This is a genomic window from Mycobacteroides franklinii (genome assembly GCF_001853795.1).
GTDB classification, from domain to species: domain Bacteria; phylum Actinomycetota; class Actinomycetes; order Mycobacteriales; family Mycobacteriaceae; genus Mycobacterium; species Mycobacterium franklinii.
Window position 1 is genome coordinate 173594 of record NZ_MLIK01000027.1, and the last position, 24676, is coordinate 198269.

Here is a 24676-nt window from a genome sequence, read left to right on the forward strand (position 1 = left end):
CTCCGCTCCGACCCGGGCGATCTACGAACCCAGGTGTGCGCCGTAGAGCTCTTCGAGGGCCTTCCAGTGCCGTTCCGCGGCGGCCTCGTCATAGGTGGCGTTGTCCGTGACGGCGAATCCGTGTTTGGCCGGGTACGTCTCGATGGTATGGCGCACCCCGGCGTCGCTCAGCACCTGTGCCAGCAGCTGCTCCTGCTCGGGCGGGAAGGATGTGTCCTCCTCAGCGGCCGCGACCAGCACGACGCCGGCGATGCGGTCGGCCAGGTGGTGTGGGCTGTTGGGGTCGTCGGCGTTGGCGAGATTGCCGCCGTGAAACGACGCCACCGCACCCACCCGATTCGCGTGATTCGCCGCGATTCGCAACGAGATTCGACCACCCATGCAGTAACCGGTCAGGCCCACGGTCTGACCGGTTACCTCAGGCTGGCGCGCAAGGAAGTCCAGAAAGGCGCCCGCGTCGGCATCGATCCGGTCGGGGGTGAGCGTCCCCATCGTCGCGAACAGGCGGCCGCGCTCTTCCGGGTCGCCGAACGCGGTCGCCAAATCGAATGGCTTCCAATTACCTTCTCGGTAGTACACATCGGGCACCAACGCCACATACCCCAAGGCCGCGAGCCGATCCCCCATCTCGCGCATGACTTCGCGGGCGCCGCCGGCGTCGGGATAGAGGATCACCGCCGGGCCGGGCTGGTCGGGCAGGTGCAGGGTTGCCGGGCATTGCCCGTCCGGTGTGGGGATCTGAACGTCGCGGCGAGGCATCTTTCCATCAAACCAGCCACCCGACCTGGTAGCTAGCGCACTGGTATCTTGGCCTGAATATCCGTCAATGACCGGGGGGAATCCGATGGCCTTTGCCAGCACACTGTCGACATCGTGGCAAATCTTCAAGACGTCGGCGAAGGTGTTGAGTTCGCGCAAGGAGCTCGCGGTTTTTCCCCTGCTGTCCGGCCTTAGCTCGTTGCTTGTACTGATCGGGATGGTGACTCTGGGAGTCCTGCTATTGCCCGCGACGACCGGCGATTCGGTTCCGCCGCTCTTCTACCCCGTCTTCGCCATCGGTTTCTTCATCGTGATGTACGTCGCGACCTTCTGGCAGGCGGCACTGATCTCGCAGGCGAACGTGGCGCTGGAGGGCGGAGATCCAAGCGTTGCCGCCGGCATCTCGGCGGCGAGCCAACGCGGAGGTCGTCTCCTCCCCTGGGTCCTCATCACCGGCGTTGTCTCATGGATCATCAGTGCCATCGAGGAGCGGGTGCCCTTCATCGGGAGATTCCTCGACGTCGCGTGGCGCGTGGTCTCCTTCCAGGTGCTGCCCACCATCGTGCTGGAGAACCTCGGGGCGATCGACGCCATCAAGAAGACCAAGGAAACCCTCAAGCACGCCTGGGGGCAAAACGTCGTCGGCATTGTGGGCCTGAACTTTTTCACCGCGATGCTCTCACTACCCGGAATCGCCCTGATCTACCTGGGAGTGGCAGCGAACATAGCCGCCGTGACCGGCGTCTTGGCGGTGCTCGGTGTGCTCTGGATCCTGGTGGCTTCCGTCGTCGGTGCCGCACTCACCGGGATCTTTCAGACGGCGTTGTACCGATTCACGGTCGACGGCCAGGTGCCGGGCCCGTTCGCTGGGGTGGATCTGCGCCAGGCGCTCAAAACGCGCTAAAAGTAGACAGGCGCGCGTGCGCAATCCGCGGGGCGCGCTGCCGGCATCCCTAAACCTCAGCTGTCACACTGGTAACTTATGTAACAAGAGTAACTAATTGCCAGGGGATTCGGTGTGGCTTCTTTCGATGCGCTGTCAACATCGTGGGACATATTCACGTCATCGACACGTCTCCTGCGTCGCCACAAGGCACTCATGTACTTCCCTATCGCGGCCGCGATCAGCATCGCCGTGTTCATCGTCGGCCTCATCGCGCTGGGTCTGCTGCTACCGCCGAACATTGACAAGACCTCGCCGCAGTTCGTCCGGACCGCCTTGGCCATCGACTACGTCATCCTGTTGTATCTCGCGATGTTCTGGCAGACGGCTCTCATCACACAGACGAACGCCGCCCTTGAGGGTGATGTGCCAAGGTTCGCCCGCGGTCTGGCGGCCGCGCGCCGCTACCGCACACGACTGCTGCCCTGGGTGCTCATCGACACCGCTGTCACATGGGGCTTCGGCATCATCGACGAGAAGCTGCTGTACGTCGGCAGCCTCGTCCACGTCCTGTTCATCGGACGGTTCTTGGACCTGATATGGCGGGCGGTGTCGTTTCAGGTGCTGCCGACAATCGTCGTGCGAGACGTCGGCGCCGTGGAGGCCACCAAAGCCTGCACGAGGACGCTGCGGCGCATGCTGTCCAAGAACATCCTTGCCCAGTTCGGCCTGCGAATCTTCATCCTGATATTGGTGTCGCCCGGCGTGGGCATGCTCTTCGCCGCGGCTGCGGTGGGAGGTGGAGTGTTGTCCGGAGTACTCGGGCTGTCCGGAGGGCTATGGATCGCGATCGCAGTGCTGTACGGGGCAACTGTCAGCGGCATCTATCAAACAGCGTTGTACCGAAGCGCCGACACCTCACACCCGGCCTAGATAAAGAGCGTCAACACAATCCAGGTAGCGACTGCCGAGGGCAGCAGGGAATCAAGACGATCCATGATGCCGCCGTGACCGGGCAGTAGCGTGCCCATGTCCTTGATCCCCAAGTCGCGCTTGACCTGTGACTCCACCAGATCCCCCAGCGTCCCGGTGATGACGAGCATGACGCCCAGAGCGACACCCACGAACGGGTGGTGTCCGAGGAGGAACGTCACCGCGAGAGTCGAAGCCGTGGTACCCACCAGCAGTGAGCCCGCCAAACCCTCCCAGGACTTCTTCGGGCTGATCGCGGGTGCCATCGGATGCTTACCGAACAGGACCCCCGCCGCATACCCGCCGATGTCGGAGAATGTGACACCGAGCATCAGGCAGAACACCTGCTCCGCCCCATTGTGCGGATAGACCAGCAGCGCGCCGAAGGACGCGAACAGTGGAATCCATGCGGCGACGAAAACCGTGACCGCGACATCACGCAGATAATTCACCGGCTGACTGCCCAGCCCCTGACTCAACAGTCGCCAAATCATGCAGACCACAACGGTCGCGGCGAAGGCGCCGACCGAGCCCGCGGTCCCCCACGGCCAGGTCAACCAGATCATGGCCTGTCCGCCGATGAACAGCGGGATGAACGGCACCAAGATATCGGCCTGCCGCAGCCGCTTGGTCACCTCCCACATCGCGATCCCCAGGAAGACCGAGATGATGCCGACCCAGATTTCCTTCTGGTACAGCAACGAAAAAATGATCAGGGCGGCCAGCGCAACCCCGACCCCGATAGCGGCCGGTAGGTTGCGGCCAGCCCGGGACTTCGCTCCCGAAGGGGGCGCAGGGCTGCTGCCAGGGGCCGGAGCCGCGTCGGTGTCTCCCATGGTCGTCATTACCGGCGGCCCTAGACCTCCAGTAGCTCGCCTTCTTTGTGTTTCACCAGCTCATCGATCTGGTTCACGTACTGGGCGGTGGTCTTGTCCAGATCCTTTTCCGCGCGGCCTACCTCGTCCTCGCCGGCCTCGCCGTCCTTCTTGATCCGGTTGAGCTCGTCATTGGCCTTGCGCCGGACGTTGCGCAAGGTCACCTTGGCGTCCTCGCCCTTGCCCTTGGCCTGCTTGACGAGCTCGCGGCGGCGTTCCTCGGTGAGCTGCGGGATCGCAACGCGAATGATGCTGCCGTCGTTACTCGGGTTCAAGCCCAGATCCGAGTTACGGATGGCGTCTTCGATGGCCCGAAGCTGGTTGGCCTCGTACGGCTTGATCACGACCATGCGCGCCTCGGGCACGTTGATGCCGGCCACCTGCGTGATCGGGGTCGGGGTGCCGTAGTAGTCGATGACCACCCGCTGAAACATGCCCGGGTTGGCACGCCCGGTCCGAATCGTCGCGAAGTCGTCACGGGCGACCGTTACGGCCTTTTCCATCTTCTCCTCGGCATCGAGAAGAACCTCGTCAATCACGATTGATCTCCCATCTGTGCGTGATGTTCTTCGCGCGAGCGGCTCATCAGTATTTGACGATCTTCGCGCAAGCGGCTCATCACGGTGTCACCAGCGTTCCGATCTTCTCACCTGCGACCGCCCTGGCGATATTCCCTTCGGTAAGCAGGTTGAACACCAGGATCGGCATGCGGTTGTCCATACACAGGCTGAAGGCGGTGGCATCGGCAACCTGCAGCCCGCGGTCGATGACCTCGCGGTGCGTGATCTCCGGCAGGAACTCGGCATCGGGGTTGGCGCGCGGGTCATCGGTGAAGATGCCGTCAACCGCCTTGGCCATGAGCACCACCTCGGCGCCGATCTCCAGTGCGCGCTGCGCTGCAGTGGTGTCGGTGGAGAAGTACGGCAGGCCCATGCCGGCACCGAAGATGACCACACGCCCCTTCTCCAAATGCCGCCTGGCCCGCAACGGGATGTACGGCTCGGCGACCTGCCCCATGGTGATGGCGGTCTGCACGCGTGTCACGATGCCTTCCTTCTCCAGGAAGTCTTGCAGCGCAAGGCTGTTCATGACGGTGCCGAGCATGCCCATATAGTCCGAGCGGGTGCGTTCCATACCGCGCTGCTGTAGCTGCGCACCGCGGAAGAAGTTGCCGCCGCCGATCACGACCGCAACCTCAGCGCCGCTGCGAACCACTTCAGCGATCTGGCTGGCCACCCGGTGAACCACATCAGGGTCCAAGCCGACGGCCCCCCCGCCGAACATTTCGCCGCCGAGCTTGAGCAGCACCCGCTTATATCCGGTGCGGCTCACATCGCGAGTCATCACGCCTCCTCGGTACAGGCTCGACAAAGCCGTTGCACAAGCAAAGCCATCGGGCCCCGGATCCACCGAGTGCCGCGACGGCTCCATCTATCTCGCGGACCATCCTGCCCTATTGGGCGACGCTCGTTGGCACGACCCGGCGATCCGAACCTGGGCCGGTTGTGCTTTCGGTGAGACCGATGAGCGGCTGAGGCAGCGGTGCCACGTGCAGCACGCCCAGTCGCTGGGTGGCGCGAGTAAGCGCCACATAGAGCTCAGCGGCACCGCGCGGACCGTCCGCCAGGATCCGTTCCGGTTGCACGACCAGCACCGCGTCGAACTCCAGCCCCTTGGTCTCCGACGCCGGGACGGTGCCCGGCACACCCGGCGGCCCGATCACCACACTGGTGCCCTCGAGGCCCTCCTCCTCGCGCACGAATTCTTCTATCGCTTTTGGCAATTCGCTCTCGGCGAGGTGCCTGGACCACGGCAGGACTCCACAGGAGCGGACGGACTCCGGCGGCTGAGTACCCGGCGCGAACTCGGCCAGCAGCGCCGCCGCGACAGCCATGATCTCGGCAGGAGTGCGATAGTTCACCGACAACGGCCGGTACAGCCAGCGCCCGGGCACATACGGCTGCAGCACCACGTCCCACGACGTCGCACCGGCTACCGATCGTCGCTGAGCCAGATCGCCGACAACGGTGAACGAACGACTTGGGCAGCGGCGCATCAACACTCGCCAGTCCATTTCGGACAGTTCCTGGGCTTCGTCGATGACGATGTGGCCGTAGGTCCAGTCCCGGTCTGCCGAGGCACGCTCGACGAGGTCACGGGTGTCACGTTCGGTGAATCGTTCCGCGAGGTCCTCGGCACCCAGCAGGTCGGTGGCGAAGAGGTGGTCCTCGTCGTCCATCATGTCTTCGCGGCCGGTCATCAGGTCGAGAACACCCGCGGCGTACTCGGCTTCTGCCCTGCGCTCGCGTTCGGCGGCCTCTTCGGCCGCCTTGTCGCGGCCCACCAGGTCGACCAACTCGTCGAGCAGCGGAACGTCTGAGACCGTCCATGCGTCGCCGACGACGCGGGCCAGTGCCGGGTCCGCGCCCGCGGCCCGCAACCGCTCTGGCACGGTGTAGAGCTCCGCTAAGAGGGTCTCAGGTGTCAGCATGGGCCACAGCTGGTCGAGGGCGGCGGCGAATCCCTCGTGGTCACCCAGTTCGTCGAGCAACTCGGCGCGCAGATGCTCCCAGGCCTTGCGGTCCTCGCGGGTCAGCCACCCCTTACCGATGCGCGGGATGGCCCGCTCGGTGATCGCCCAGGTGAGCACATCCGTGAAGACCGTTCGGGCCTCGTTGTGCGGAAGTTTGCTCGCGCGCGCCTCTTCGATGGCCCACTGAGCGATATCGGCATCAATGCGCACCGTGACATCGGCGAGCTGAATGGGCAGCGGGTTCTCAGGCACCCGCTGCCGGTCTGCGATCGCCGCCGCGAGCACGTCCAGAATCTGCAGCGAGCCCTTGAGCCGCGCGGGCTCCGCTTCGTCCTCTGCGGTGACCTTGAGCCCCGGCACCAGATCACCCGCCGTGGTGAACACCACATTCGTCTCACCCAACGAGGGCAACACGCGCGAGATATGGCTCAGGAAAGCAGCATTCGGACCAACAACCAGCACTCCGTGGCGTTCCATCCGCTTGCGCTGGGTGTACAGCAGATAGGCGACGCGGTGCAGCGCCACCACGGTCTTGCCCGTACCGGGACCGCCCTCGATGACCAGCACGCCCGGATGGTCGAGCCGAATGATCCGATCCTGTTCGGCCTGGATGGTCGCCACGATGTCGCGCATCCCGGCACCGCGGGGCGCGTTGACGGCGGCCAGTAGCGCGGCATCACTCATGCTCCCGCGCTCCCCGTTATCTTCACCCTCCGAGCGGTCGTCCGAACCGACCACAAGGATTTCGTCGATGAAGTCGTCGACGTGGCGCCCCCGGGTCCGAAACTGGCGCCGGCGCCGGGTGTTCTCGGGGTTTGCACCGGTAGCGATGTAGAACGCTTCCGCTGCGGGCGCCCGCCAATCGATCAGCAGCGGTTCGTAGTCGTTGTACTGGTCGAGGAGTCCGATGCGCCCAACGTAGGAGCGCTCTCCGGTGATGGCGTCCAGCCTGCCGAAGCACAGCCCGTCATCTGCGACGTCGAGGCGCTGCGCCAGGCTGGCCAGTGCGCGCACTTCGTCGTCGCGCTCGACCATCGCGGCACCGTTCTGCTGATCGACGGGCCCGCGCAGAGCACTGCGGTACCTGCCCTTCACGCGAGCGCGTTCAGCGTCGAGCAGCTCATACAGTCCAGCGATGTACTCCCGCTCGGCCTGCAGTTCTTCTTCGTGCGTCGTCAACTCCGATTTGCCCCATTTTCCTTGTAGTCCATGGCATCTGACATTCAGCTCAGCGATTGTGCGGCATGACCCGGGCCTTGCCGCAAGCCCCCCTATGCGTTATATGTTGAAAGGGGCAGGTTATTCATACTGATACGACGGTCGCCACTGTGCGCAGCTCTTTTCGCCAACTCCACAGGCCGACCACGGCCATGATGCTCAAGAAGGCATAGAAACCCGCCGTCAGGTACAGCCCTTTGTAGAGGTAGACGCCCACGGAGAACGTGTCGGTGACGACCCACAGCACCCAGTTCTCTATCCACTTCCGATTCATCATGAACTGGGAAACCACACTGAGTCCTGTGATAACCGAATCAAGCTGCGGGACATTGGAATCGGTGAAGGTAACCAGAAACGCGTAGAGACCCGCGATCAGGGCGGCCAGACACAGCGCCAACGGCAGCCACGCCGCTCGTGGCGTACGCCGGACCACGACCCCATGCCGGTCCTGACTACCGCGCAGCCACAGATACCACCCCTGCACCGCCAACGCGATAAACATGATCTGCAGGGCCGCATCGGCGTACAAGGTCTGCCGGCTGAAGACCACCATGTAGAACAGCGAGCTGACGATGGCCACCGGGAAGGTCCAAATATTTTGCCGGACCGCAAGGATGACGAACAGCACACCGGCCGCGCTGCCGATTAGCTCAGTCCAGTCCACGGCAACAGGTTAGCCGAGCACCAGTAAGCTCGCGCCATGACGACCCCGGACCAGCAGCGGAGCTTCTCGTGGCTGGCCGGGCTCATCAACAGAAGCGAGCCACGGTGCGGCAACGTGCGTGTCGTCGCCATCGACGGTAGGGGCGCTGCCGGTAAGAGCACCTTTGCTGCGCGATTGCACACAGCGCTGTCGGCGACAACCCCGTCCACGGCGGTCCTGCACACCGACGACTTCGCGTCCTGGGACACATTCTTCGGGTGGTGGCCCCGGCTTGAGGAGCAGGTGCTGGTCCCCTGGGCGCGCGGCGAGCAGGCACGATACCGACGCTACGACTGGGCGGCGCGCGAGTTCGGCCCGTGGGAGTGCAGCCCACCGCCATCGGTGCTGATTCTCGAGGGCGTCGGGTCCGGCCGCGCGGCCGCCGCCGACCAGTTGAGCACGCTGATCTGGGTGCAGACCGACCAATCAACGCGCCGTCGCCGTGCCGAGGATCGCGATGGCCAACGGCTCCGGGAATTCTGGCAGCTGTGGATTGCTGCGGAGGAGGAGCACTTCCGATCGGACGACACCGCCGGACGCGCCGACATCCTCGTCAACGGCGACCCCGTGGTCTCCCCGCAGGACCCCGAACGCGACTTCGTGATCGCCTCCGACCGGACACCGTAAGGCCGGAGAATCAGACAGAGCCGACATGGGTCGGCGCCGTCGGCCCAACCCGCGTATGCACATCGGCGAGCAACAGTTTCAGCAGTTGCGCCAATTGCGCGCGTTGCGCCGTGCTCAGCCCTGAGATCAACTCCAGCTCATCGGTGAGCAGTTGATCGACGGTGGATTCAACCAAGTGGTGCCCGTCCTTCGTGAGGGACACCGTCACACTGCGCGGCAACGATCCGGGCTCACGTGTCACCAGCCCCTCGCGTTCAGCCCTGGCCACCCGTTGAGATACCGCCCCGGCCGTGACCATCGTCCGCTGGGCGATCTCGCGAGTGCTCAGGCAGTAGGGCGCCCCACTGCGCCGCAGGGTGCTGAGCAAGTCCAACGTGGCCATATCCACCCCGAGCCCGGACAGAAGCTTTCTCCGCTGGGCACCGAACAGCGTGGCCAGATGCCAAATCCTGGTCACCACGTCGATAGAATCAGTTGGCGCGCTTGGCCTCTCGCGCTGCCATGCCAGTGCGATCTCATCGGCGGCGTCTTGACACTCCATGCGGATGACTCTACCGTTTAGATCTAAACATTTAGACCTAAACGAATGGAGTGTCGTATGCGCACAGCATTGGTCACCGGCGGCGGCACCGGTATCGGACTAGCGGTCGCCGCTGCGCTCATCGACTCCGGCGTCCACGTGTCCATCACCGGACGGCGCGCAGATGCCCTCGATGCGGCCGTCGCCGCACTGGGCCCGAACAGTCGAGCACTGTCCTGCGACCACACCAACCCAGATCAGGTGAAAGACCTCGCTACGCGATTCACCGGACCCATCGACCTATTGGTGAACAACGCCGGCGGCAACACCGACTTCGATACCGACGCGCCCGTCGGCCTCCATGAGCTGGCCGGCCAGTGGCGTGCCAACCTGGAGGCCAACCTCATCAGCGCCGTCCTCACCACCACCGCTGTCAGCGATCAACTAGCGGGCGGCGGCGCGGTTGTTCACATCGGCTCCATCGCGGCACACCATGGTGCCGGGTCATATGGGGCGGCCAAGGCGGCCCTCGCCTCGTGGAATGTGCAGCTGGCCGCACAGCTCGGCCCCCGCGATGTCACCGCGAATGTCGTTGCACCCGGCTACATCGCCGACACCGAGTTCTTTCGCGACAAGCTCGCCGATAGCCGCCGTAACACCCTCATCGCCTCGACCCACACCGGGCGCGCCGGCACCCCTGCCGATATCGCGGGCACCGTCAGCTTTCTCGCCTCATCGAGCGCCCGCCACATCACCGGGCAGGTCATCAACGTCAACGGCGGTGCGCTGACGACGATTTGACCGGGGGGATCAGCGCAACGGAACCGTCGGCCCCCTGGAATCCAGCGGGGCACAGCTGTCCTGCCCCACCGTGGTGGAGCATTTCGCCGCCGGGATCACCGGGCGGTAACCTGGCGCGGTCCCGGCGTCGCGGGTGATCCGGGTGTACGTCGAGACAGCATCGGTGGGCACCCGCTTCAGCGCCGGATCACCCAACGCATCGACCGTGTACAACCCGAAACGTGGCCGGTAGCTTCCCCATTCATAGTTATCGACGAGCGACCAGTAGTTGTATCCGATGATCGGGATCCCGTCCGCCTTGGCCCGTTGCAACCAGAAGATGGTGTCCTCGAGGTACTGCGATCGCGTCACCCCGTCCGCCCGCGGCTTGCCGTTGTCGGTGACCATCCCGTTCTCGACGATGTAGATCGGCAGCCCGGGATAGCGCTGCGCATAGTGCCGCGACACGTAGTAGATGTCTTCGGGCTGCAGTTTGATGTTCCAGCGCTCCCTCATGCTCTGCGCCGAGGCGAGGTTGTCCCCCGCAGTGCCCGTGTAGTAGTCGAAACCGAGATAGTCGAGACTGTCGGCAACCCGGTCGAAGAACGATCCCCCGATACCCTTCACGCCGAAACCTGCGAACTGCGCCAGCACATCTGGCGGTATGTAGGCCTCGTTGGTCGTCACCTTCGCCTTGGGGTCGGCGTCGTGAGCGGCACGGTACACCGCGCGGTGCGCCTGGGCGACGCTGTCCAGAAACCCGCCGAACTGATCGGGCTTAATCGCGCCGGTGCGCACCTCCATTGCCCCGAAGGCCAGTGGCTCGTTGACACTGACCCACAACACCCCTTGTCCGGCATAACGTTTGGTGATCGCCTTGGCGAAGTCCTCAAACGCTCCGACGTTGTTCATGAACCCGCCGTTGTCGGCAACCCAACCCGGATACACCCAGTGCATGAGCGTGATCATCGGCGTGATGCCGTTCTCACGCAGTGTGGCGACGATGGAGTCGTAGTACGCCAGCTCCTTCTCGTCCCACTTGCCCGGCTCCGGCATGACGCGCGACCACTCCACGCCGAAACGAAATGTGTTGACGCCCATGGCATGCGCGTTGGCGATGTCCTCGGCGTATCGATGGCGGAAATCATCGGCCTGCCGGTACGGGTCGACCGGGCCAGCCCCCAATGGATCAGCCCCGGGCTCTACCGGCCTACCGGCGGTGCGATCGACATAGCGTCGCCAATTGCTGTCGGGAGCACTGCCCTCCACCTGGTAGCCCGCGGTTGCAGTACCCCAGTAGAACCCGCGATCCCAGGCGGAGTCGCCATTCGAACTCTCCTGCCGCGGGCTGCAGGCGGCCAATCCCAACGCCACGACGACTGCCGATGCCACTATGGAGACGATCCATTTCATACGAAAACCATACACTGTATGGTTTTCTAGGCCAGTAGCCGCTCCCACACCCGCCGCATGTGATCCCCCATGTCGATGGATGGATCCGACATCCACTGGATCTGAATGCCGTCCGCGGCCGCGATCAGCGCCGCCGCAGCGAATTCAGCATCGACATGCTCGGGGACCTCGCCCGCGGCTTGGCGCCCTCGCACATACTCGGCGATGAGGGTGCGCATCCTCTCGTACCTCTCCCGCAGGTAAGCACCGGCAGGATGGCCCGGGTCGACGGCCGCGGCGGCCGCCAGTGAGAGATACACCGTCCCGGAGCCGGGCTTGCTCGCCTTGTCGAGCATCGCTTGTGCGAGCACCTCGCCGGGGTCGATCTCGGAGTCCGAATTGCCATACCAATGTTCAAATCTGGCATCGGCATCGCGCTGGATCTCAGTGAGGATCACATCGCGCGTCGGGAAGTAGTGCATGAGCCCGGCCAGGCTGATGTTGGCTTCCTTTGCGATCACACGCATCGAGGCGCCGGCCTCCCCGTCGCGCTCCAACACCCTCAACGCGGCGCCGAGGATCTCCCGGCGCTTGGCTTCCCCTTTGGGATACCGCTTTGCATCAGGCCCAACAGCTGGCATTGCCCGAGGCTAGCGCACAAACAGTTCGGCCCCGCACAGGAACGAATCCTGGCGGGGCCGAATTGTTTTGAGAAACCTAGGCTTGGCCGACCTCGAACCGCGCAAAGCGGGTCACGGTGACACCGGCCTCGTCAAGCAGAGCCTTGACGGACTTCTTGTTGTCGGACACCGACGGCTGATCCAGCAGCACGACATCCTTGTAGTAGCCAGTCACGCGTCCCTCGACGATCTTGGGCAGCGCGGCCTCGGGCTTGCCCTCGGCCTTGGCGGTCTCCTCGGCGATGCGACGCTCGTTCTCGACCACGTCGGCCGGAACGTCTTCGCGCGTCAGGTACTTGGCCTTGAGCGCAGCGATCTGAAGCGCCACGGAGTGCGCGGCACTCTCGTCCGAACCGGTGTACTCGACCAGCACGCCCACGGCCGGCGGTAGGTCCGCAGCGCGCTTATGCAGGTATGCCTCGACAGTTCCATCGAAGTACGCCACCCGGCGCAGCTCCAACTTCTCGCCGATCTTGGCGGCCAAGTCGGCGATCGCCTGCTCAACGGTCCGGCCGTCCTCGACCTTGGCGGCCAGGAGGGCGTCGACCTCGCCGATCTTGCCGGCAGCGGCCGCACCGACGATGGCGTCGGCCAGGCCCTGGAACTCGGCGTTCTTGGCGACGAAGTCCGTCTCGGAGTTCAGCTCGACAAGTGCGCCGTCACGCGCGACAACCAGGCCCTCGGCGGTCGCACGCTCGGCGCGCTTGCCAACGTCCTTGGCGCCCTTGATGCGCAGCACCTCGACAGCCTTGTCGAAATCACCGTCGGACTCGGCCAGGGCGTTCTTGCAGTCGAGCATCCCGGCACCGGTCAGTTCCCGGAGCCGCTTCACATCGGCAGCGGTGAAATTCGCCATTTAGCCTTCCTCAGTTGCGTTTTCAGTGGTTTCGGTGGCAGTAGCCTCAGCGGCCGGGGCGTCAGTGGCCGGAGCCTCTGCGACGGCGGAGGCAAGCAGTTCCTGCTCCCACTCGGCCAGCGGCTCGGCGGCCTCGGGCTTCTCGTCGGCGCCGGACAGACCGGAGCGGGCCTGCAGGCCCTCGGCGATCGCGGAGGCGACGACCTTGGTGAGCAGCGCGGCACTGCGGATGGCGTCGTCGTTGCCCGGGATCGGGTAGTCGACGACATCGGGATCGCAGTTGGTGTCCAGGATCGCGATGATCGGGATGTTCAGCTTGCGGGCCTCGGCAACCGCGAGGTGCTCCTTGTTGGTGTCCACCACGAAGATTGCCGAAGGCACCTTCTGCATGTCCCGGATACCGCCGAGGCTGCGCTCGAGCTTGTTCTTCTCACGCGTGAGCATGAGGATTTCCTTCTTGGTGCGCCCCTCGAAGCCACCGGTCTGCTCCATCGACTCCAGCTCCTTCAGGCGCTGCAGACGCTTGTGGACGGTGGAGAAGTTGGTGAGCATGCCACCCAGCCAGCGCTGGTTCACGTAGGGCATGCCGACGCGGGTCGCCTCTTCGGCGATCGGCTCCTGAGCCTGCTTCTTGGTGCCGACGAACATGACCGAGCCACCGTGGGCGACGGTCTCCTTGACGAACTCGTACGCCTTGTCGATGTAGGTCAGCGTCTGCTGCAAGTCGATGATGTAGATGCCGTTGCGGTCGGTGAAGATGAACCGCTTCATCTTGGGGTTCCAGCGACGGGTCTGATGCCCGAAGTGCGCGCCGCTGTCAAGCAGCTGCTTCATTGTTACTACAGCCATGATTCCATGGGTCCTTTATGTCGGTTGTCGCCCGGGATCGGGTGATCCTGGGCCCTAGCGCCTGCTGATGCCGGAACCCACCTGAGTGGGACCGCCCGGCATGTTGCTCACGAACTCGTGTGCAGACGCGCGAAGTCAACCCGCTGGGCGAGTTGCGGTACTGAGTTTACATGCTGCGACGAGTGCTTTTCGCCATGCATCCTCGTGGTGGAGGCTTATCCACAGGAGCGGGAATGACTCTTCCTCACCGCGTCATCTCCCGGCCACTATGACGGCGTGTGGTTACGCGGGCTCGGCTGCCCTTTCTTGATCCTCACGCTGGCGGTCGCCACCTCCCCGCCGGCGGCCACCGCTCCTGCGGATACCGGAGACCGATTCGGCTGGCCACTACACCCTCGACCTGCGGTAACCCGTCAGTTCGACAAACCTCAGGAGCGCTGGAACCGGGGACATCGCGGAGTTGACCTAGCGGGCGTCGTCGACCAGCAGGTCATCGCGGTCGGGCCGGGCGTCGTGGTGTTCGCGGGATCACTCGCGGGCCGGCCACTGGTGTCGATCGAGCACGAGGGCGGCCTGCGCACCAGCTATGAACCCGTCACCCCGTTGGTCAGATCGGGCCAGCGGGTCGCGGAGGGAGCGCTGGTCGGGACGCTGCTGCGGGGACATCCCGGCTGCGCCGCACCGGCCTGCCTGCATTGGGGAGCCCTGCGCGGGCCTGCCTCGGCCGCCAACTACCTGGATCCGCTGGCGCTGTTGGCTTCGACGCCGCTGCGACTCAAACCGCTCTAGGCTGGCTGACACACGTCGACATGCGCCGGCTTGCCGGTGGTCAGCGATAGCCGCGCAACCGCATCATGGAAACGGTCGAGGGCATCCTGCTCGGTGATTACTTGGTAGAACGCACGCATCTCACCGCCGTTGGCCATGCACACCCACCACGGCGGGTACACATCGGCGGCCGCCGTTCCCGGGGTGACAATTCCGAGACTCAGAGCCAGCGCGCCGATGGCGACGGTCATGGCAGGAATTCCGGCGCGCATGCTTGGCACTTTAGTCACCGGACGGATGCAGACCAGGCTTTTGCCCACAGGTGCAGTGGCGCCAGCGCGACCAACAGACCCTTGCCCACCGTCGTAAGCGAGTACAGACCGTCCTGGTTGCGCACGATATGGGCCGCGGTGAGCTCCTTGAGACGAGTGGTGAGCACACTGCTGGACGCATCAGTTATCTCGGCCCTAAGCTCCGGCAAAGTTCTTGTGCCCGAACGTAGTTCCCATATGACGAGGATGGCCCAACGCCGACCGAAAAGGTCGAATGCCGCGTTGAGTGGCTGCCCGGACCCGGATCCACGCACGGGACTTCCCGGGCGCGGTACGACGGCTCCCTCCGGCGACTCCGCCTCGGATATCCCGGCGCTGGCAATGATGGTGATGAGCCGGCTCGCGCGCTCGACCATCTGCTCCGCGCTCTGATCGGGGTGCCGAATCCACCAGGTGATCATGGCGCCGACCATCCCCATCCACCCCTGGGTGAGCACGCCGAGGTCCTGTGGGTCACGCAGTTGGGTGGCCGCACTGCCTACCGCGGCCACACCCTGACCGGCCAGCGCAGCAAGCCGGGCCCTGGCTACCCGGGCCGCGGCCAGCGCTTCGCTGCCATCGGGCACGGTCTGATCCCAGATCACCAGCCAATCGGATGGGCGAGGCGCCAACGCCTGAAAGATGGCCTGCAATACCGCGCGTGGCAGTGCCAGCGTGGGCGGGGCGGCTGCCATCGCCGCCTCGATGTGATCACCGACGGTCGCCCCGGCACGCTCGACGCACGCGATGTACAGCTGCTCCTTGGAGCCGAAGTACGCCAGCACCATGGGCTTGGACACTCCGACGGCAGCGGCTACGTCCGCCAGCGACATTCCGGCGTATCCACTGCGCCCGAACTCCTGGCATGCAGCATCGAGGATCTGCTGTTCCCGCTCCGCGCGGGGCATCCCCTTGGTGCCTGCCCTTGTCATGAATCCCTTGTACCAGCTCGCGGTCCACTGGCAGCACGTATCGATGTGGCACGCATCACAGTAGACCGATCGGTGTGACGTTGATATGACCGACTGTTAAATTAACGATCGGCCAGTTAACGTCAACGCTCACCAACCGGATCAACGAGGAGCTCCGAATGCGTGGCGCGTGGGTGTATCTGGTGTCGATAGCGACACTCTGTATCGCGGGGGCGTACATCGCCCATCTGCGCTTGAGCGCAATCCCGGACCCCGCGATCGGCCACTCGGCCAAGCCGCCGGTAACCGGCAAGCCACGCGACAAGGTCGTCGAGTATCGGCTCGACGGGCCAGCGGGTAGCACGGTCAAGGCGTCTTATCTCGATGTCGACGGTGCGGTACGCGAAGTTTCGGGCACACTGCCCTGGCAGACCACCCTGCACGCCAAGCAACTCGTGGTTCCCGTGGGCCTTGTCGCCCAGTCCAATTCGGGACAAATGTCCTGCCGCATCACGATCAACGGGCAGACTCGCGATCAAAGCGCGGCCAATGCGTCAGCCGTCTCTTGCCAGGTGACCGTCGCGTGAGCCTCATGGACAACCTGCGGGTCCGGATACTGGACAAATTGTGGGCAAAACCTGCCGATGTGGTAGCCACGCCTGGGCGGCCGCTCCTGGCCCGGTTCCTCTACCGGTTCTCCATACCCATTCTCGTGCTGTGGCTCGGCGCGGCCGGCCTCCTCAATCTCGCTGTACCGCAGCTGGAAACAGTGATCAAGCAACATGCCCGTTCGTTCCTTCCCGATGACGCCGCCTCGGTTCAAGCCATCTCGAAGATGGGCGACTACTTCGGCGGCGCCGGGACGAACAATTTCGTCTACCTGCTCCTCGAAGGCGAGTCGCCTCTCGGAGCCGAAGCGCACCAGTACTATTCGTCGATCCTCGGCCGGATCAACCAGGACAAGAAGCACGTCAACTCGTCCATGGACCTGTGGTCTGACCCGCAATTCGCACCCGCCAACGAGAGCGCCGACGGCAAGGCCGCCTACGTCCTGATCAATCTCAAGGGCAACATGGGGACCGCCCTGGCCATGGAGTCCACCGCTCAGATCCGTGAGCTCATCGCCCAGTACCCACCGCCCCACGGAATCACGGCGCATCTGACTGGTCCGTCCGCCGTGGTGAACGACGAATTGGTTTCCATCAACGACTCGATCCTGATCCTGCTGGTCGCGTGCGCGGGGCTCGTGGGCATCATCTTGCTGGTGGTGTATCGCTCACCGATCACCATCGCGTTGCCACTACTGGTGGCAGGAGCAGGTCTTGGTGTCGGGCGCCCGATCGTGGCATTCCTCGGCCAGCACCAAATCATCGGAGTCTCGATCTTCGCGTCGGCCCTGCTGGCGGTGATCGTGCTGGGAGCCGGAATCGACTACGGCATATTCCTTTTGGGCAGATACCAGGAAGCACGCCGGGCAGGCGAAGACCCTGTCACCGCGTACTACACGGCGCTTGCCGGGGTGCAGCACATCATCATCGCCTCGGGCCTCACGGTCGCCGGCGCGACGGCGTGCATGGTCTTCACACGACTGGCCATCTTCAGTACCTCCGGACTGCCCTGCACCGTCGCGGTCGTGGTCACCCTTGCCGCAGCACTGACTCTGGCGCCCGCGGCGCTGGCGGCCGGCAGCCGATTCGGGTTCTTCGAACCGCGCGAGGAGAAATCACAGCGCCGTTGGCGGCGCATCGCCACCTATGTGGTGCGCTGGCCGGGGCCGGTGCTGGCCGGCAGCCTGGCCGTACTCGCGATTGCCTTCCTGGCAGTACCCGGGTTCCAGCCCAGTTACAACGAGCGACAGGCCCAGCCCAGCGACTCTCCCGCCAACGTGGGCTTCGCCGCATCGGATCGTCACCTGCCGCCAAACATCATGTCCCCCAGCGTGTTCATCGTGGAGTCCGACCACGATATGCGCAACTCGGGCGACCTGATCGCCCTCGCGAAAATGAGCAGCGCGATATTGAACATTCCTGGCGTCAGCAATGTGCAAGGCATCACCCGGCCATTGGCCGCCCCGCTGGAACTGGGAACACTGCCCGCACAAGCTGGTTACGTCGGTGGACGACTGACCCAGATGACAAACCTGCTCAAACAGCGCATCGAGGACCTCACCGCCCTCAGTGGCCGGGTGGGCCAACTGTCACTGACGGTACGGGGCCTTGAACAGGCGCTGCAGACCGGAACCGTAGGAGCAACCCAGATCCATTCGGGTGCAGCCGAATTGCGCACAAGCCTCGCGGCCGTCGTGCAGAAGGTTGACTCACTGCGCGGAACCGTCAAGCCCGCCGAGGATTTCATCGGCGGCATCCCGAACTGCCGCGACAACGACTACTGCCAGGCCGCACTCACCGGCTTCTCGCTCTTCGACGACCTGCACCGTTTCGACGGGCTCGTCGGCAATCTGGTGAACGGAACCGGAACGCTGGCCCAGACCCTGCCGGCACTCGGTGCGCAGCTGCCGGGCCTGAAGGATTTCATCAGCCAGGTCAACGCGGTTGTCGCACCGCTGCAGAGCACCCTGCAGGTGCTATTGCCACAGGTCTCCGATATCACGCAATTCACCGACGACCTGAGTAAGAGCTTCACCGACGGTGACCCGAACAACTCATTCTTCATACCCACGCAGGCGTTTGAGAACCCACTGTTCAAAAGCGCTATGCCGTACTTCTTCTCAAGCGACGGCAAGGTGACGCGGATGGTCGTCACCCCAGAGCAGGAGGGATTCAGCCAGGAAGCGATGGAGCTGAGCTCCAAGATCATCCCGACCGCACTACAGGCCATCAAGGGCACGTCGTTGGCGGGTAGCACAGTCAGCATCGGCGGACCGGGCGGCACGCTGCTCAACATCGAGGCGTTCACACGCGAGGACTTCATCACCAGCGCTGTGGCCGCGTTCGCCTTCGTGTTCTGCGTGATACTGATTCTCCTGCGCAGCCTGGTCGCCGCGATCGTGGTGATCGGGACCGTCGCACTGTCCTATGTCTCGGCACTGGGCGTGACGGTATTCGTCTGGCAAAACCTCATCGGCATACCACTGCACTGGTCGGTGGCACCACTGTCCTTCGTGTTCTTGGTCGCCGTCGGGGCCGACTACAACATGCTGCTGGTGGCCAGGTTCCGCGAGGAACTACATGCCGGTATCAAGACGGGCATCATCCGTTCCATGGCCAATACCGGTGGCGTGGTGACGACCGCGGGTCTGGTGTTCGGGTTCACGATGTTCGCGATGATCGTCGCTCCCGCGCGGAACATCGCCCAGCTCGGTACCGCCGTCGGTCTGGGTCTACTGATGGACACCCTGATTGTGCGGTCGTTTGTCGTCCCGGCAATCGCTACCCTGTTGGGCCGCTGGTTCTGGTGGCCGGTGGTGGTGCACGACAGAGCCGCCAGTCGGGACGCCATCCCCCACGCTGTGACGCCCGGGGACGCGTCCGATCGTGGCCGGCTGGTAGGCGCGTCCCGATGACGTGGGCGACCCGGTGCGGGATATCCGCGACCGACAAGCCCCGGACCGCACTGGAGATGCACTTTGGCACCGGACATCTCGAAAGCAATACGTACGAGCTGAACCTCGGCTCTCTGCGGATTCGCATCGGCACATGGCGCGCGCCGAATCGCAGGTACACGCCGTGCCCACGGTAGCCGGAGTGACCGCACTGCTTCTGCTGCTGGTAACGCTGGCGCTGTGGGCCACGGGCGGGAACGACTCAATGAGCTACTACCAGCACGAGGTGAGCCGGGCGATGCGCAGGCAATCCCGGCAAGAAAAGACAGACCTGGCCGCGAAGGCCCAACGTCATCGCTTGCGACGCTGCGCCAACCGCCTCAATGCCACACTCCTGCGGAGAACGAAGCCTGACAACTAGCCGTCACGCCCGCGGATGCGCCTGATCGTGAACGGCGCGTAGGCGCGCCACGGTGACGTGGGTGTAGAGCTGGGTGGTGGCCAGCGTCGAGTGCCCCAGCAGCTCCTGAACGACGCGTAGGTCCGCGCCGCCTTCCAGCAGATGGGTTGCGGCACTGTGCCGTAACCCATGTGGGCCAATATCGGGGGCACCGGGAACGGCGGACATGGTTTGATGCACGACCGTGCGAACCTGACGCGGATCGATGCGCCGGCCTCGGGCACCGAGAAGCAGCGCAGACCCCGATGCCGCAACGGCCAGATGCGGTCTACCGCGATCCAGCCAGGCTGTCAGGGCATCGGCGGCGGGGCCACCAAAGGGCACGGTGCGCTCCTTGTCGCCCTTACCCAAGACGCGCAACACCTTTCGCGACCGGTCGATATCGTCGATGTCCAACCCGCACAGCTCGCTGACCCGGATTCCGGTGGCGTAGAGCATTTCAACGATCAACCGATCCCGCAACGCCATCGGATCATCTTGTTCGGCACCAGAATGCGCCGCTTCCATCGCCGCGACGGCTTGATCTTGTCGCAGCACCGCAGGAAGAGTTCGGCGAGACTTGGGCTGCTGCAGGCGAATCGCGGGATCTGTCGGCATCAAACCGCGGCGGGTCGCCCATGCGGTGAAGATCTTGACCGCTGACGTGCGCCGGGCGACGGTGGAACGTGCCGCACCCTGCCTGGCTTGAACCCCTAGCCAAGACCGTAACGCCGGCAGCGACAGGTCCGCCAGAGTCGCATCGGGATTGGATGCCGACAGATGGTCGAACAGCAGCGTGAGGTCGCCGCGATAGGCGCGCTGGGTGTGTACTGACCGCCCGCGCTCCAGCGCAAGATGCTCGGCGAACTCGTCGAGAATCTCGGTCAGCTGCGGCGTCACTCCCTCACGGTAGCTTCGGCAGCCGCCAGCTCTTGTTTCCACACGCGGAAAGTCTCCTCCGTGCGGCCACGGCGCCAATATCCCGAGATCGACGCGGCCCATGTGGGCGATACCCCACGCTCCTTACGGATGTACGGTCGCAGCTTGTGCATGACGGTCTGCGCCTCGCCGTGGATGAACACCTGTACCTGACCCGGCAACCATTCCGCCGAGCGCACCGCCTCTACCAGCGGGGCGTTGTCCCCGGCGTGTTCCTCGTCGACCTCATCGGCGCCGGCGCCGCGGTGAACCCAGACCACCTCGACATCGCCGCGGGTGTCGAAGTCGATCTCGTCCTGCGGACCTGCCACCTCGATGAACACCTTGGCGCGGGCGTTCTCGGGAAGAGCCTGTAGCGCGACGCTGATCGCCGGGACGGCCGCCTCGTCACCGGCGAGCAGATGCCAGTCGGCAGCGGGATCGGGTGAGTACGCGCCGTGCGAGTCGGTGACATACAGCGTGTCTCCGACCTTCGCCCGGGACGCCCACGGACCCGCGACACCGGAGTCTCCGTGCACCACGAAATCGATGGCGATCTCGCGGCTGTCGGCGTCGACAGAACGAATGGTGTAGGTACGCACGGTGGCCTGCATATCGCGCGCCTGATCGATATCCCGCGGACCCGGCCCAGCGTGGTCCTCCGGAAGGAAAATCAGCTTGGCGTAGCTGTCCGTGAACTCGCTCACCTCGAAACCGTCAAATCCGTTACCGCCGAGCACCACCCGGGTGATGTGCGGGGTCACCTGCTCGGTCCGAACCACCTGCAACTCGTGGAGTGGGCGTGTCATATCGCCTCCTGCGTCGAATCTTCTATGTCAATTGCCTTGACTATACGGAGAAATCGCCGCCGACGGGGGCCTACCTCAGGGCAGCATGCCCCTGACGATCAGCTCTGCGGCGGCTTCGGCGTGCGCATGAACCCGATCGGGGTCGAGCACATCATTGCCGAACACGCTCCGAGCCAGCGCTCCGCTACTGAACAAGGCGGCGGTACCGGACGTGATGAGAAAGAAGCTGGTCTGCAGTGGCACATCGCGCAGCTCCCCTGCCTTGACCGCTTCCTCGTAGACCGGGCCGAGCCGTTCTTGCATGGGGATGACGTAGGCCTGACAGATGTGCTGCAGCCGCTCGCTGTCCTGGCCCGCCTCGATGTCCATGATCCGGATCAATTCGGGGTGTTCGGCCGCGAAGATCACAAACATCTTGATGAATCGTTTGATCCGCTCCGCAGAGCTCAAGCTCTCGTCGTCATCAGCCAGAACCTTCTCGACGATCGCCTGGAATCCCCAGTCGACCGCCGCGTACCACAACTGTTCCTTGGACGAAAAGCGTTGATGCAGCAGGTTATGGCTCACACCCAGTTCACGATTGAGCGTGCGCATCGACACGCCCTGATAGCCGTGGGTGGCGAATGCCCGCAACGCAGCGGTGAATATGGCGTCCGCCGATACTCCTTCTCCACCCTTGCGCGGTCTGCCACGAGGGCGCCGCGTCAGCTCACCCGCTTCAGTCACGAAATCCGTCACATCCTTCCTCCTCAGCCATCATCCCCCCACTTGCTGGCAATTGCCCCGAGGACGTCCGCACAGTGGTCATGATCTTTATCGGGTTCGCCGAACACCGTCGTCACGGCCGGTCATACTGGCGCGATGGATACCTGGTTATGGATTTGCGCCGGCGTACTGGCCGTCGTGCACCTCGGTGCTGGTGTGTTCAAGTTGATCACCCCGTACGAGAAGATCGTTGCCAATCCCAACCTGGCCTGGGCCAACGATTTCTCACCCACTGTCGTCAAAGCGATCGGCGGATTAGAGGTGCTGGGGGCGATCGGCGTCGTGGTTCCGCACGCGACGGGGATCGCACCGGTCCTGAGCCCACTCGCCGCTGCCGGGCTGGCGGTGTTGCAGGCAGGCGCCTTCGGTGTCCACGTCCGTCGCAACGAATGGAAACTCGCCCCGGTCAACGTGGTCCTCATCGTGCTTGCGGTATTCGTAGCCTTTGAGTGGTACGGCTGACCGATCCGCGAACTGCAGCGACGACGTCCCGTCACGAAACGAGATTGGACTCCTTGCGGCACAATTCATCAACACATGCCGCAAACGCGACCACCTCGGGTGTGGCACCCTTTCCGCGCCAAATCAGGGAAAGTTGTCCACTCATCGTCCGGTCAGAGAGGTCGATCTGACGAAGCCCGCCCAGCTGGTCGGGGGCCAACTTCGGTGTCACCGCGACGCCGAGATCGTGGGCGACGAGATGCCTCATCATATCCGCCGAGCTTGTTTCGAAGACGATGCGCGGCGTGAATCCTGTTGCTAGGCAGGCTTGGTCGAGAGTCTCGCGCATCTCACACCCTTGCGGGTGACTGATGAGCGCACGGTTCCGCAACTCTGCGAGGGCGACGGAGTCCCGCGCCGCCAAGGGATCGTCGCGATGAACCAGCGCCACGATGTTCTCCTTGGCCACAATCTGCTCGCGGAGCTGAGGCGGCGGCGGGGCAACCCAACCCATGACCGCCATATGAAGCTGGCGTTCGAGGACTGCCGTGGCCAGCTGGTCGGACCTGGCTTCGGTCAACGTCACCGCCACCGCCGGGTGCGCCTTACGGAACACTGCCAAAGCTTCCGCGAGCAAGGGCAGCGAGTGCGGCACGGTCCCTATCGACAACTGTCCGGCCAGCACGCCCGCCACGGCATCGGCCGCCGACCGTATTTCGCCCACGGTTCCCAGCGCTGCTCCCGCAAGCGGCAATAGCGTCTTGCCGAACTCGGTCAGTCTGAGCACCCTGCTGGAACGATCGAACAGCTCGTTGCCCAGCTCGCGCTCCAGTCGCCGAACCTGAGCACTCACCCATGGTTGAGCAACGTGCAGCGCTTCGGCGGCTCGGGTGAAATTCGCATGCTCGGCCACCGCGAGAAAGTACTCAAGCTGCCTCAGCTCCATGGCGAATCACCCGGACGCCCAACGAATGCGACAGCCCTCACCAAGGCAACGGTCAGTAGTTGATGAGCCAGAATGGCCCGAATTTGGCAATCCCCAGCGAGATGAACAGGGCCGCAATGATCAACGCCACGAACAGGTCATTCGTATGCTCAATCGGACTGGCCGCCTCAGCCTTGTGCGACTCATATATCTGGAATCCAGGCTCCATAACATGCATCCTTTCTTGATTGGATTGACTAGCCGTAGTACTGATCAACCGAGAATGGTCTTGCGGTCGGAATGAAAGAATGTGACGAGTGTTGTTGCGCCACATATTATTCCGACGGTGAGTATCACTTTGGATCCGCTGTACAGCGAGGCGATCACGCCGCCGGTCGCGGCTCCCAGGGTGAACGACAAGTAGAGCATCGCGTATCCCAGCCATTCGAAGACCGAGCCCCGGCCGAACAGGTGCCGCTCGATCCCCTGCCCCAATTTGACGACGGTCCCCGTGACATAGCTCAGGGGAATGGCCGTTTCACCCTTCTTGACGAATGATGTGTTCAAGGCACCAATCGAGAAGGCCAACAACAGAATCGGCGTGAAGTGCACGTCGATGTTCGCGTTGAAGCCCCGGTCCTGAAAGAAGTCGACCGCCGCGGCAGCCAGCAGACCAAAGGTGGTCAGGACCGTGGCTCCGTGCGGGTGGTTCTTCCAGAACTTTCGCCTGCAGTAGGACGCCACGATGACGCCGAACAGGAAGGCGCCGATCATCGAGATGGCGGCGATCGGGCCCGCACCTGCCACTTGCTGTTTGTCGGTGACTTTGAACCACGTCAGTACGGCGCGCTCGGTGTTTCCGGTCATGAATGTGACGAAGTAGCCCGCGCTGTGCAAGAAGGCAACCGCCCCAACCATTCCCGCCAGCCCGGAAAGCAACCAGGACAGTCGGGCCTCGGAACCGATCGCAGCCTCACGCGTTATCACCGCATCGGCGGCTTTCGATGCGGCGGCCGCATCCTTGTCCTGGCCGATTTCGATCTCATCTCTAGATCCGCTCTCCAAAGTCGCGGACCGGCCCTTCCAATTCATGTCCGTCTCCTTAGGGGCTATCGATATCGCCGACGTGGCCATGCAGCACGACGCGGCCGTCGGCCAGTTTGTAGGTCAGATACACCAGCGCGAGCTTGTTGGCCTTGACCGCATCGGCCACCACCTGCGAACGCTGCAACAGCTTGCT

28 protein-coding genes and 1 pseudogene are annotated in these 24676 nt (G+C 64.0%); 9 read left to right on the forward strand and 20 right to left on the reverse strand.

What is annotated here, in order from left to right; translation table 11 throughout:
• Nucleotides 1-21: 21 nt before the first annotated feature.
• Nucleotides 22-759, reverse strand: a complete 738-nt coding sequence (locus BKG76_RS23930) for a dienelactone hydrolase family protein (protein ID WP_070940227.1) — start codon at nucleotides 757-759, stop codon at nucleotides 22-24.
• Nucleotides 760-826: 67 nt separating this feature from the next.
• On the opposite strand from BKG76_RS23930, the gene BKG76_RS23935 reads away from it, so the two are divergent.
• Together BKG76_RS23935 and BKG76_RS23940 are read left to right on the forward strand one after the other, a co-directional pair.
• Nucleotides 827-1663 carry a DUF6159 family protein gene (locus BKG76_RS23935; protein ID WP_070940228.1) on the forward strand — a complete coding sequence of 279 codons (837 nt, stop codon included), beginning with the start codon at nucleotides 827-829 and terminating at the stop codon, nucleotides 1661-1663.
• Between the two features lie 114 nt (nucleotides 1664-1777).
• Nucleotides 1778-2575: a DUF6159 family protein gene (locus BKG76_RS23940; RefSeq protein WP_070940229.1), complete on the forward strand. Its 798-nt coding sequence runs from the start codon at nucleotides 1778-1780 to the stop codon at nucleotides 2573-2575.
• On the opposite strand, the gene BKG76_RS23945 is transcribed toward BKG76_RS23940, so the two are convergent.
• From BKG76_RS23945 to pnuC, 5 genes are all read right to left on the reverse strand, one after another.
• On the reverse strand, nucleotides 2572-3450 hold the full coding sequence (locus BKG76_RS23945) for a phosphatidate cytidylyltransferase (RefSeq protein ID WP_070940230.1): 879 nt from the start codon (nucleotides 3448-3450) through the stop codon (nucleotides 2572-2574). The two genes, BKG76_RS23940 and BKG76_RS23945, sit on opposite strands and share 4 nt — an antisense overlap.
• Nucleotides 3451-3470: 20 nt before the next feature.
• Nucleotides 3471-4028 (reverse strand): ribosome recycling factor, encoded by a 558-nt coding sequence (gene frr, locus BKG76_RS23950; protein ID WP_070940231.1) that lies wholly within the window; start codon nucleotides 4026-4028, stop codon nucleotides 3471-3473.
• Nucleotides 4029-4107: 79 nt separating this feature from the next.
• Nucleotides 4108-4833: a UMP kinase gene (gene pyrH / locus BKG76_RS23955; protein WP_030094003.1), complete on the reverse strand. Its 726-nt coding sequence runs from the start codon at nucleotides 4831-4833 to the stop codon at nucleotides 4108-4110.
• 109 nt (nucleotides 4834-4942) lie between these two features.
• Nucleotides 4943-7201: an RNA polymerase recycling motor ATPase HelR gene (gene helR, locus BKG76_RS23960; protein ID WP_109421001.1), complete on the reverse strand. Its 2259-nt coding sequence runs from the start codon at nucleotides 7199-7201 to the stop codon at nucleotides 4943-4945.
• Nucleotides 7202-7325: 124 nt separating this feature from the next.
• Nucleotides 7326-7904 (reverse strand): nicotinamide riboside transporter PnuC, encoded by a 579-nt coding sequence (pnuC, locus tag BKG76_RS23965; RefSeq protein WP_070940232.1) that lies wholly within the window; start codon nucleotides 7902-7904, stop codon nucleotides 7326-7328.
• Nucleotides 7905-7940: 36 nt separating this feature from the next.
• Here pnuC and BKG76_RS23970 point away from each other — a divergent pair, with 36 nt between their 5' ends.
• The gene (locus BKG76_RS23970) at nucleotides 7941-8570 is read left to right on the forward strand and encodes a uridine kinase family protein (RefSeq protein ID WP_070940233.1); all 630 of its coding nucleotides are present in this window, start codon (nucleotides 7941-7943) and stop codon (nucleotides 8568-8570) included.
• A 10-nt stretch (nucleotides 8571-8580) separates the two neighbouring features.
• On the opposite strand, the gene BKG76_RS23975 is transcribed toward BKG76_RS23970, so the two are convergent.
• The gene (locus BKG76_RS23975; RefSeq protein WP_070940234.1) at nucleotides 8581-9111 is read right to left on the reverse strand and encodes a MarR family winged helix-turn-helix transcriptional regulator; all 531 of its coding nucleotides are present in this window, start codon (nucleotides 9109-9111) and stop codon (nucleotides 8581-8583) included.
• A 57-nt stretch (nucleotides 9112-9168) separates the two neighbouring features.
• Here BKG76_RS23975 and BKG76_RS23980 point away from each other — a divergent pair, with 57 nt between their 5' ends.
• Nucleotides 9169-9891 carry an SDR family NAD(P)-dependent oxidoreductase gene (locus BKG76_RS23980; protein ID WP_070940235.1) on the forward strand — a complete coding sequence of 241 codons (723 nt, stop codon included), beginning with the start codon at nucleotides 9169-9171 and terminating at the stop codon, nucleotides 9889-9891.
• 9 nt (nucleotides 9892-9900) lie between these two features.
• On the opposite strand, the gene BKG76_RS23985 is transcribed toward BKG76_RS23980, so the two are convergent.
• From BKG76_RS23985 to rpsB, 4 genes are all read right to left on the reverse strand, one after another.
• Nucleotides 9901-11283, reverse strand: coding sequence for a glycoside hydrolase family 1 protein (locus BKG76_RS23985; protein ID WP_070940236.1), 1383 nt, complete (start codon nucleotides 11281-11283; stop codon nucleotides 9901-9903).
• A gap of 26 nt (nucleotides 11284-11309) precedes the next feature.
• Nucleotides 11310-11903 carry a TetR/AcrR family transcriptional regulator gene (locus tag BKG76_RS23990; protein ID WP_070940237.1) on the reverse strand — a complete coding sequence of 198 codons (594 nt, stop codon included), beginning with the start codon at nucleotides 11901-11903 and terminating at the stop codon, nucleotides 11310-11312.
• A 76-nt stretch (nucleotides 11904-11979) separates the two neighbouring features.
• A complete protein-coding gene (gene tsf, locus BKG76_RS23995; protein WP_070940238.1) occupies nucleotides 11980-12798 on the reverse strand; it encodes a translation elongation factor Ts in 819 nt (272 codons plus the stop codon).
• Nucleotides 12799-13647 (reverse strand): 30S ribosomal protein S2, encoded by an 849-nt coding sequence (rpsB, locus tag BKG76_RS24000; RefSeq protein WP_070940239.1) that lies wholly within the window; start codon nucleotides 13645-13647, stop codon nucleotides 12799-12801.
• A 306-nt stretch (nucleotides 13648-13953) separates the two neighbouring features.
• Between rpsB and BKG76_RS24005 the strand changes: the two genes are divergently transcribed.
• Nucleotides 13954-14436 (forward strand): M23 family metallopeptidase, encoded by a 483-nt coding sequence (locus BKG76_RS24005; protein WP_070940280.1) that lies wholly within the window; start codon nucleotides 13954-13956, stop codon nucleotides 14434-14436.
• Here BKG76_RS24005 and BKG76_RS24010 read toward each other — a convergent pair.
• Nucleotides 14433-14666: a hypothetical protein gene (locus tag BKG76_RS24010; protein ID WP_070940281.1), complete on the reverse strand. Its 234-nt coding sequence runs from the start codon at nucleotides 14664-14666 to the stop codon at nucleotides 14433-14435. The genes BKG76_RS24005 and BKG76_RS24010 overlap by 4 nt on opposite strands.
• Before the next feature lie 35 nt (nucleotides 14667-14701).
• Complete coding sequence (locus BKG76_RS24015; protein WP_070940240.1) at nucleotides 14702-15658, reverse strand: TetR family transcriptional regulator; 957 nt, start codon at nucleotides 15656-15658, stop codon at nucleotides 14702-14704.
• Between the two features lie 158 nt (nucleotides 15659-15816).
• Here BKG76_RS24015 and BKG76_RS24020 point away from each other — a divergent pair, with 158 nt between their 5' ends.
• The 3 genes from BKG76_RS24020 (at nucleotide 15817) to BKG76_RS24030 (ending at nucleotide 19560) form a co-directional block, all read left to right on the forward strand.
• Nucleotides 15817-16224 (forward strand): MmpS family transport accessory protein, encoded by a 408-nt coding sequence (locus BKG76_RS24020; RefSeq protein WP_070940241.1) that lies wholly within the window; start codon nucleotides 15817-15819, stop codon nucleotides 16222-16224.
• 5 nt (nucleotides 16225-16229) lie between these two features.
• The gene (locus BKG76_RS24025) at nucleotides 16230-19160 is read left to right on the forward strand and encodes an MMPL/RND family transporter (protein ID WP_109421004.1); all 2931 of its coding nucleotides are present in this window, start codon (nucleotides 16230-16232) and stop codon (nucleotides 19158-19160) included.
• 163 nt (nucleotides 19161-19323) lie between these two features.
• On the forward strand, nucleotides 19324-19560 hold the full coding sequence (locus BKG76_RS24030) for a hypothetical protein (protein WP_070940282.1): 237 nt from the start codon (nucleotides 19324-19326) through the stop codon (nucleotides 19558-19560).
• 3 nt (nucleotides 19561-19563) lie between these two features.
• Here the strand turns inward: BKG76_RS24030 and BKG76_RS24035 are convergent, their stop codons facing one another.
• The 3 genes from BKG76_RS24035 to BKG76_RS24045 all read right to left on the reverse strand — a co-directional run bounded on the left by BKG76_RS24035 (nucleotide 19564) and on the right by BKG76_RS24045 (nucleotide 22013).
• Nucleotides 19564-20478 carry a tyrosine recombinase XerC gene (locus BKG76_RS24035; RefSeq protein WP_070940243.1) on the reverse strand — a complete coding sequence of 305 codons (915 nt, stop codon included), beginning with the start codon at nucleotides 20476-20478 and terminating at the stop codon, nucleotides 19564-19566.
• Complete coding sequence (locus BKG76_RS24040; protein ID WP_070940244.1) at nucleotides 20475-21305, reverse strand: siderophore-interacting protein; 831 nt, start codon at nucleotides 21303-21305, stop codon at nucleotides 20475-20477. The genes BKG76_RS24035 and BKG76_RS24040 overlap by 4 nt, the downstream gene beginning before the upstream one ends.
• 75 nt (nucleotides 21306-21380) lie before the next feature.
• Nucleotides 21381-22013, reverse strand: a complete 633-nt coding sequence (locus BKG76_RS24045; protein WP_070940283.1) for a TetR/AcrR family transcriptional regulator — start codon at nucleotides 22011-22013, stop codon at nucleotides 21381-21383.
• A 153-nt stretch (nucleotides 22014-22166) separates the two neighbouring features.
• On the opposite strand from BKG76_RS24045, the gene BKG76_RS24050 reads away from it, so the two are divergent.
• On the forward strand, nucleotides 22167-22532 hold the full coding sequence (locus BKG76_RS24050; RefSeq protein WP_070940245.1) for a DoxX family protein: 366 nt from the start codon (nucleotides 22167-22169) through the stop codon (nucleotides 22530-22532).
• Nucleotides 22533-22563: 31 nt separating this feature from the next.
• Here BKG76_RS24050 and BKG76_RS24055 read toward each other — a convergent pair whose 3' ends face one another.
• The 4 genes and pseudogenes from BKG76_RS24055 to BKG76_RS24065 form a co-directional block, all read right to left on the reverse strand.
• On the reverse strand, nucleotides 22564-23457 hold the full coding sequence (locus BKG76_RS24055) for a LysR family transcriptional regulator (protein ID WP_070940246.1): 894 nt from the start codon (nucleotides 23455-23457) through the stop codon (nucleotides 22564-22566).
• A gap of 52 nt (nucleotides 23458-23509) precedes the next feature.
• Nucleotides 23510-23665 (reverse strand): hypothetical protein, encoded by a 156-nt coding sequence (locus BKG76_RS24960; RefSeq protein WP_109421011.1) that lies wholly within the window; start codon nucleotides 23663-23665, stop codon nucleotides 23510-23512.
• Nucleotides 23666-23709: 44 nt separating this feature from the next.
• A complete protein-coding gene (locus BKG76_RS24060; protein ID WP_070940247.1) occupies nucleotides 23710-24528 on the reverse strand; it encodes a YoaK family protein in 819 nt (272 codons plus the stop codon).
• A 10-nt stretch (nucleotides 24529-24538) separates the two neighbouring features.
• Nucleotides 24539-24676: pseudogene (locus BKG76_RS24065) on the reverse strand (carbonic anhydrase); the annotation flags it as partial.

What these genes read in the sequence shown, in the direction of transcription:
- BKG76_RS24025 (WP_109421004.1), top strand. Translation starts at nt 16,230, where the DNA reads ATGGACAACCTGCGGGTCCGGATACTGGACAAATTGTGGGCAAAACCT.
- BKG76_RS24960 (WP_109421011.1), bottom strand. Translation starts at nt 23,665, where the DNA reads ATGGAGCCTGGATTCCAGATATATGAGTCGCACAAGGCTGAGGCGGCC.
- BKG76_RS23930 (WP_070940227.1), bottom strand. Translation starts at nt 759, where the DNA reads ATGCCTCGCCGCGACGTTCAGATCCCCACACCGGACGGGCAATGCCCG.
- BKG76_RS24050 (WP_070940245.1), top strand. Translation starts at nt 22,167, where the DNA reads ATGGATACCTGGTTATGGATTTGCGCCGGCGTACTGGCCGTCGTGCAC.
- BKG76_RS24055 (WP_070940246.1), bottom strand. Translation starts at nt 23,457, where the DNA reads ATGGAGCTGAGGCAGCTTGAGTACTTTCTCGCGGTGGCCGAGCATGCG.
- BKG76_RS24020 (WP_070940241.1), top strand. Translation starts at nt 15,817, where the DNA reads ATGCGTGGCGCGTGGGTGTATCTGGTGTCGATAGCGACACTCTGTATC.
- BKG76_RS24060 (WP_070940247.1), bottom strand. Translation starts at nt 24,528, where the DNA reads ATGAATTGGAAGGGCCGGTCCGCGACTTTGGAGAGCGGATCTAGAGAT.
- rpsB (WP_070940239.1), bottom strand. Translation starts at nt 13,647, where the DNA reads ATGGCTGTAGTAACAATGAAGCAGCTGCTTGACAGCGGCGCGCACTTC.
- BKG76_RS23980 (WP_070940235.1), top strand. Translation starts at nt 9,169, where the DNA reads ATGCGCACAGCATTGGTCACCGGCGGCGGCACCGGTATCGGACTAGCG.
- BKG76_RS24010 (WP_070940281.1), bottom strand. Translation starts at nt 14,666, where the DNA reads ATGACCGTCGCCATCGGCGCGCTGGCTCTGAGTCTCGGAATTGTCACC.
- BKG76_RS24040 (WP_070940244.1), bottom strand. Translation starts at nt 21,305, where the DNA reads ATGACACGCCCACTCCACGAGTTGCAGGTGGTTCGGACCGAGCAGGTG.
- pyrH (WP_030094003.1), bottom strand. Translation starts at nt 4,833, where the DNA reads ATGACTCGCGATGTGAGCCGCACCGGATATAAGCGGGTGCTGCTCAAG.
- BKG76_RS23935 (WP_070940228.1), top strand. Translation starts at nt 827, where the DNA reads ATGACCGGGGGGAATCCGATGGCCTTTGCCAGCACACTGTCGACATCG.
- BKG76_RS23990 (WP_070940237.1), bottom strand. Translation starts at nt 11,903, where the DNA reads ATGCCAGCTGTTGGGCCTGATGCAAAGCGGTATCCCAAAGGGGAAGCC.
- BKG76_RS23975 (WP_070940234.1), bottom strand. Translation starts at nt 9,111, where the DNA reads ATGGAGTGTCAAGACGCCGCCGATGAGATCGCACTGGCATGGCAGCGC.
- tsf (WP_070940238.1), bottom strand. Translation starts at nt 12,798, where the DNA reads ATGGCGAATTTCACCGCTGCCGATGTGAAGCGGCTCCGGGAACTGACC.
- BKG76_RS23945 (WP_070940230.1), bottom strand. Translation starts at nt 3,450, where the DNA reads ATGGGAGACACCGACGCGGCTCCGGCCCCTGGCAGCAGCCCTGCGCCC.
- BKG76_RS23985 (WP_070940236.1), bottom strand. Translation starts at nt 11,283, where the DNA reads ATGAAATGGATCGTCTCCATAGTGGCATCGGCAGTCGTCGTGGCGTTG.
- BKG76_RS24015 (WP_070940240.1), bottom strand. Translation starts at nt 15,658, where the DNA reads ATGACAAGGGCAGGCACCAAGGGGATGCCCCGCGCGGAGCGGGAACAG.
- BKG76_RS23970 (WP_070940233.1), top strand. Translation starts at nt 7,941, where the DNA reads ATGACGACCCCGGACCAGCAGCGGAGCTTCTCGTGGCTGGCCGGGCTC.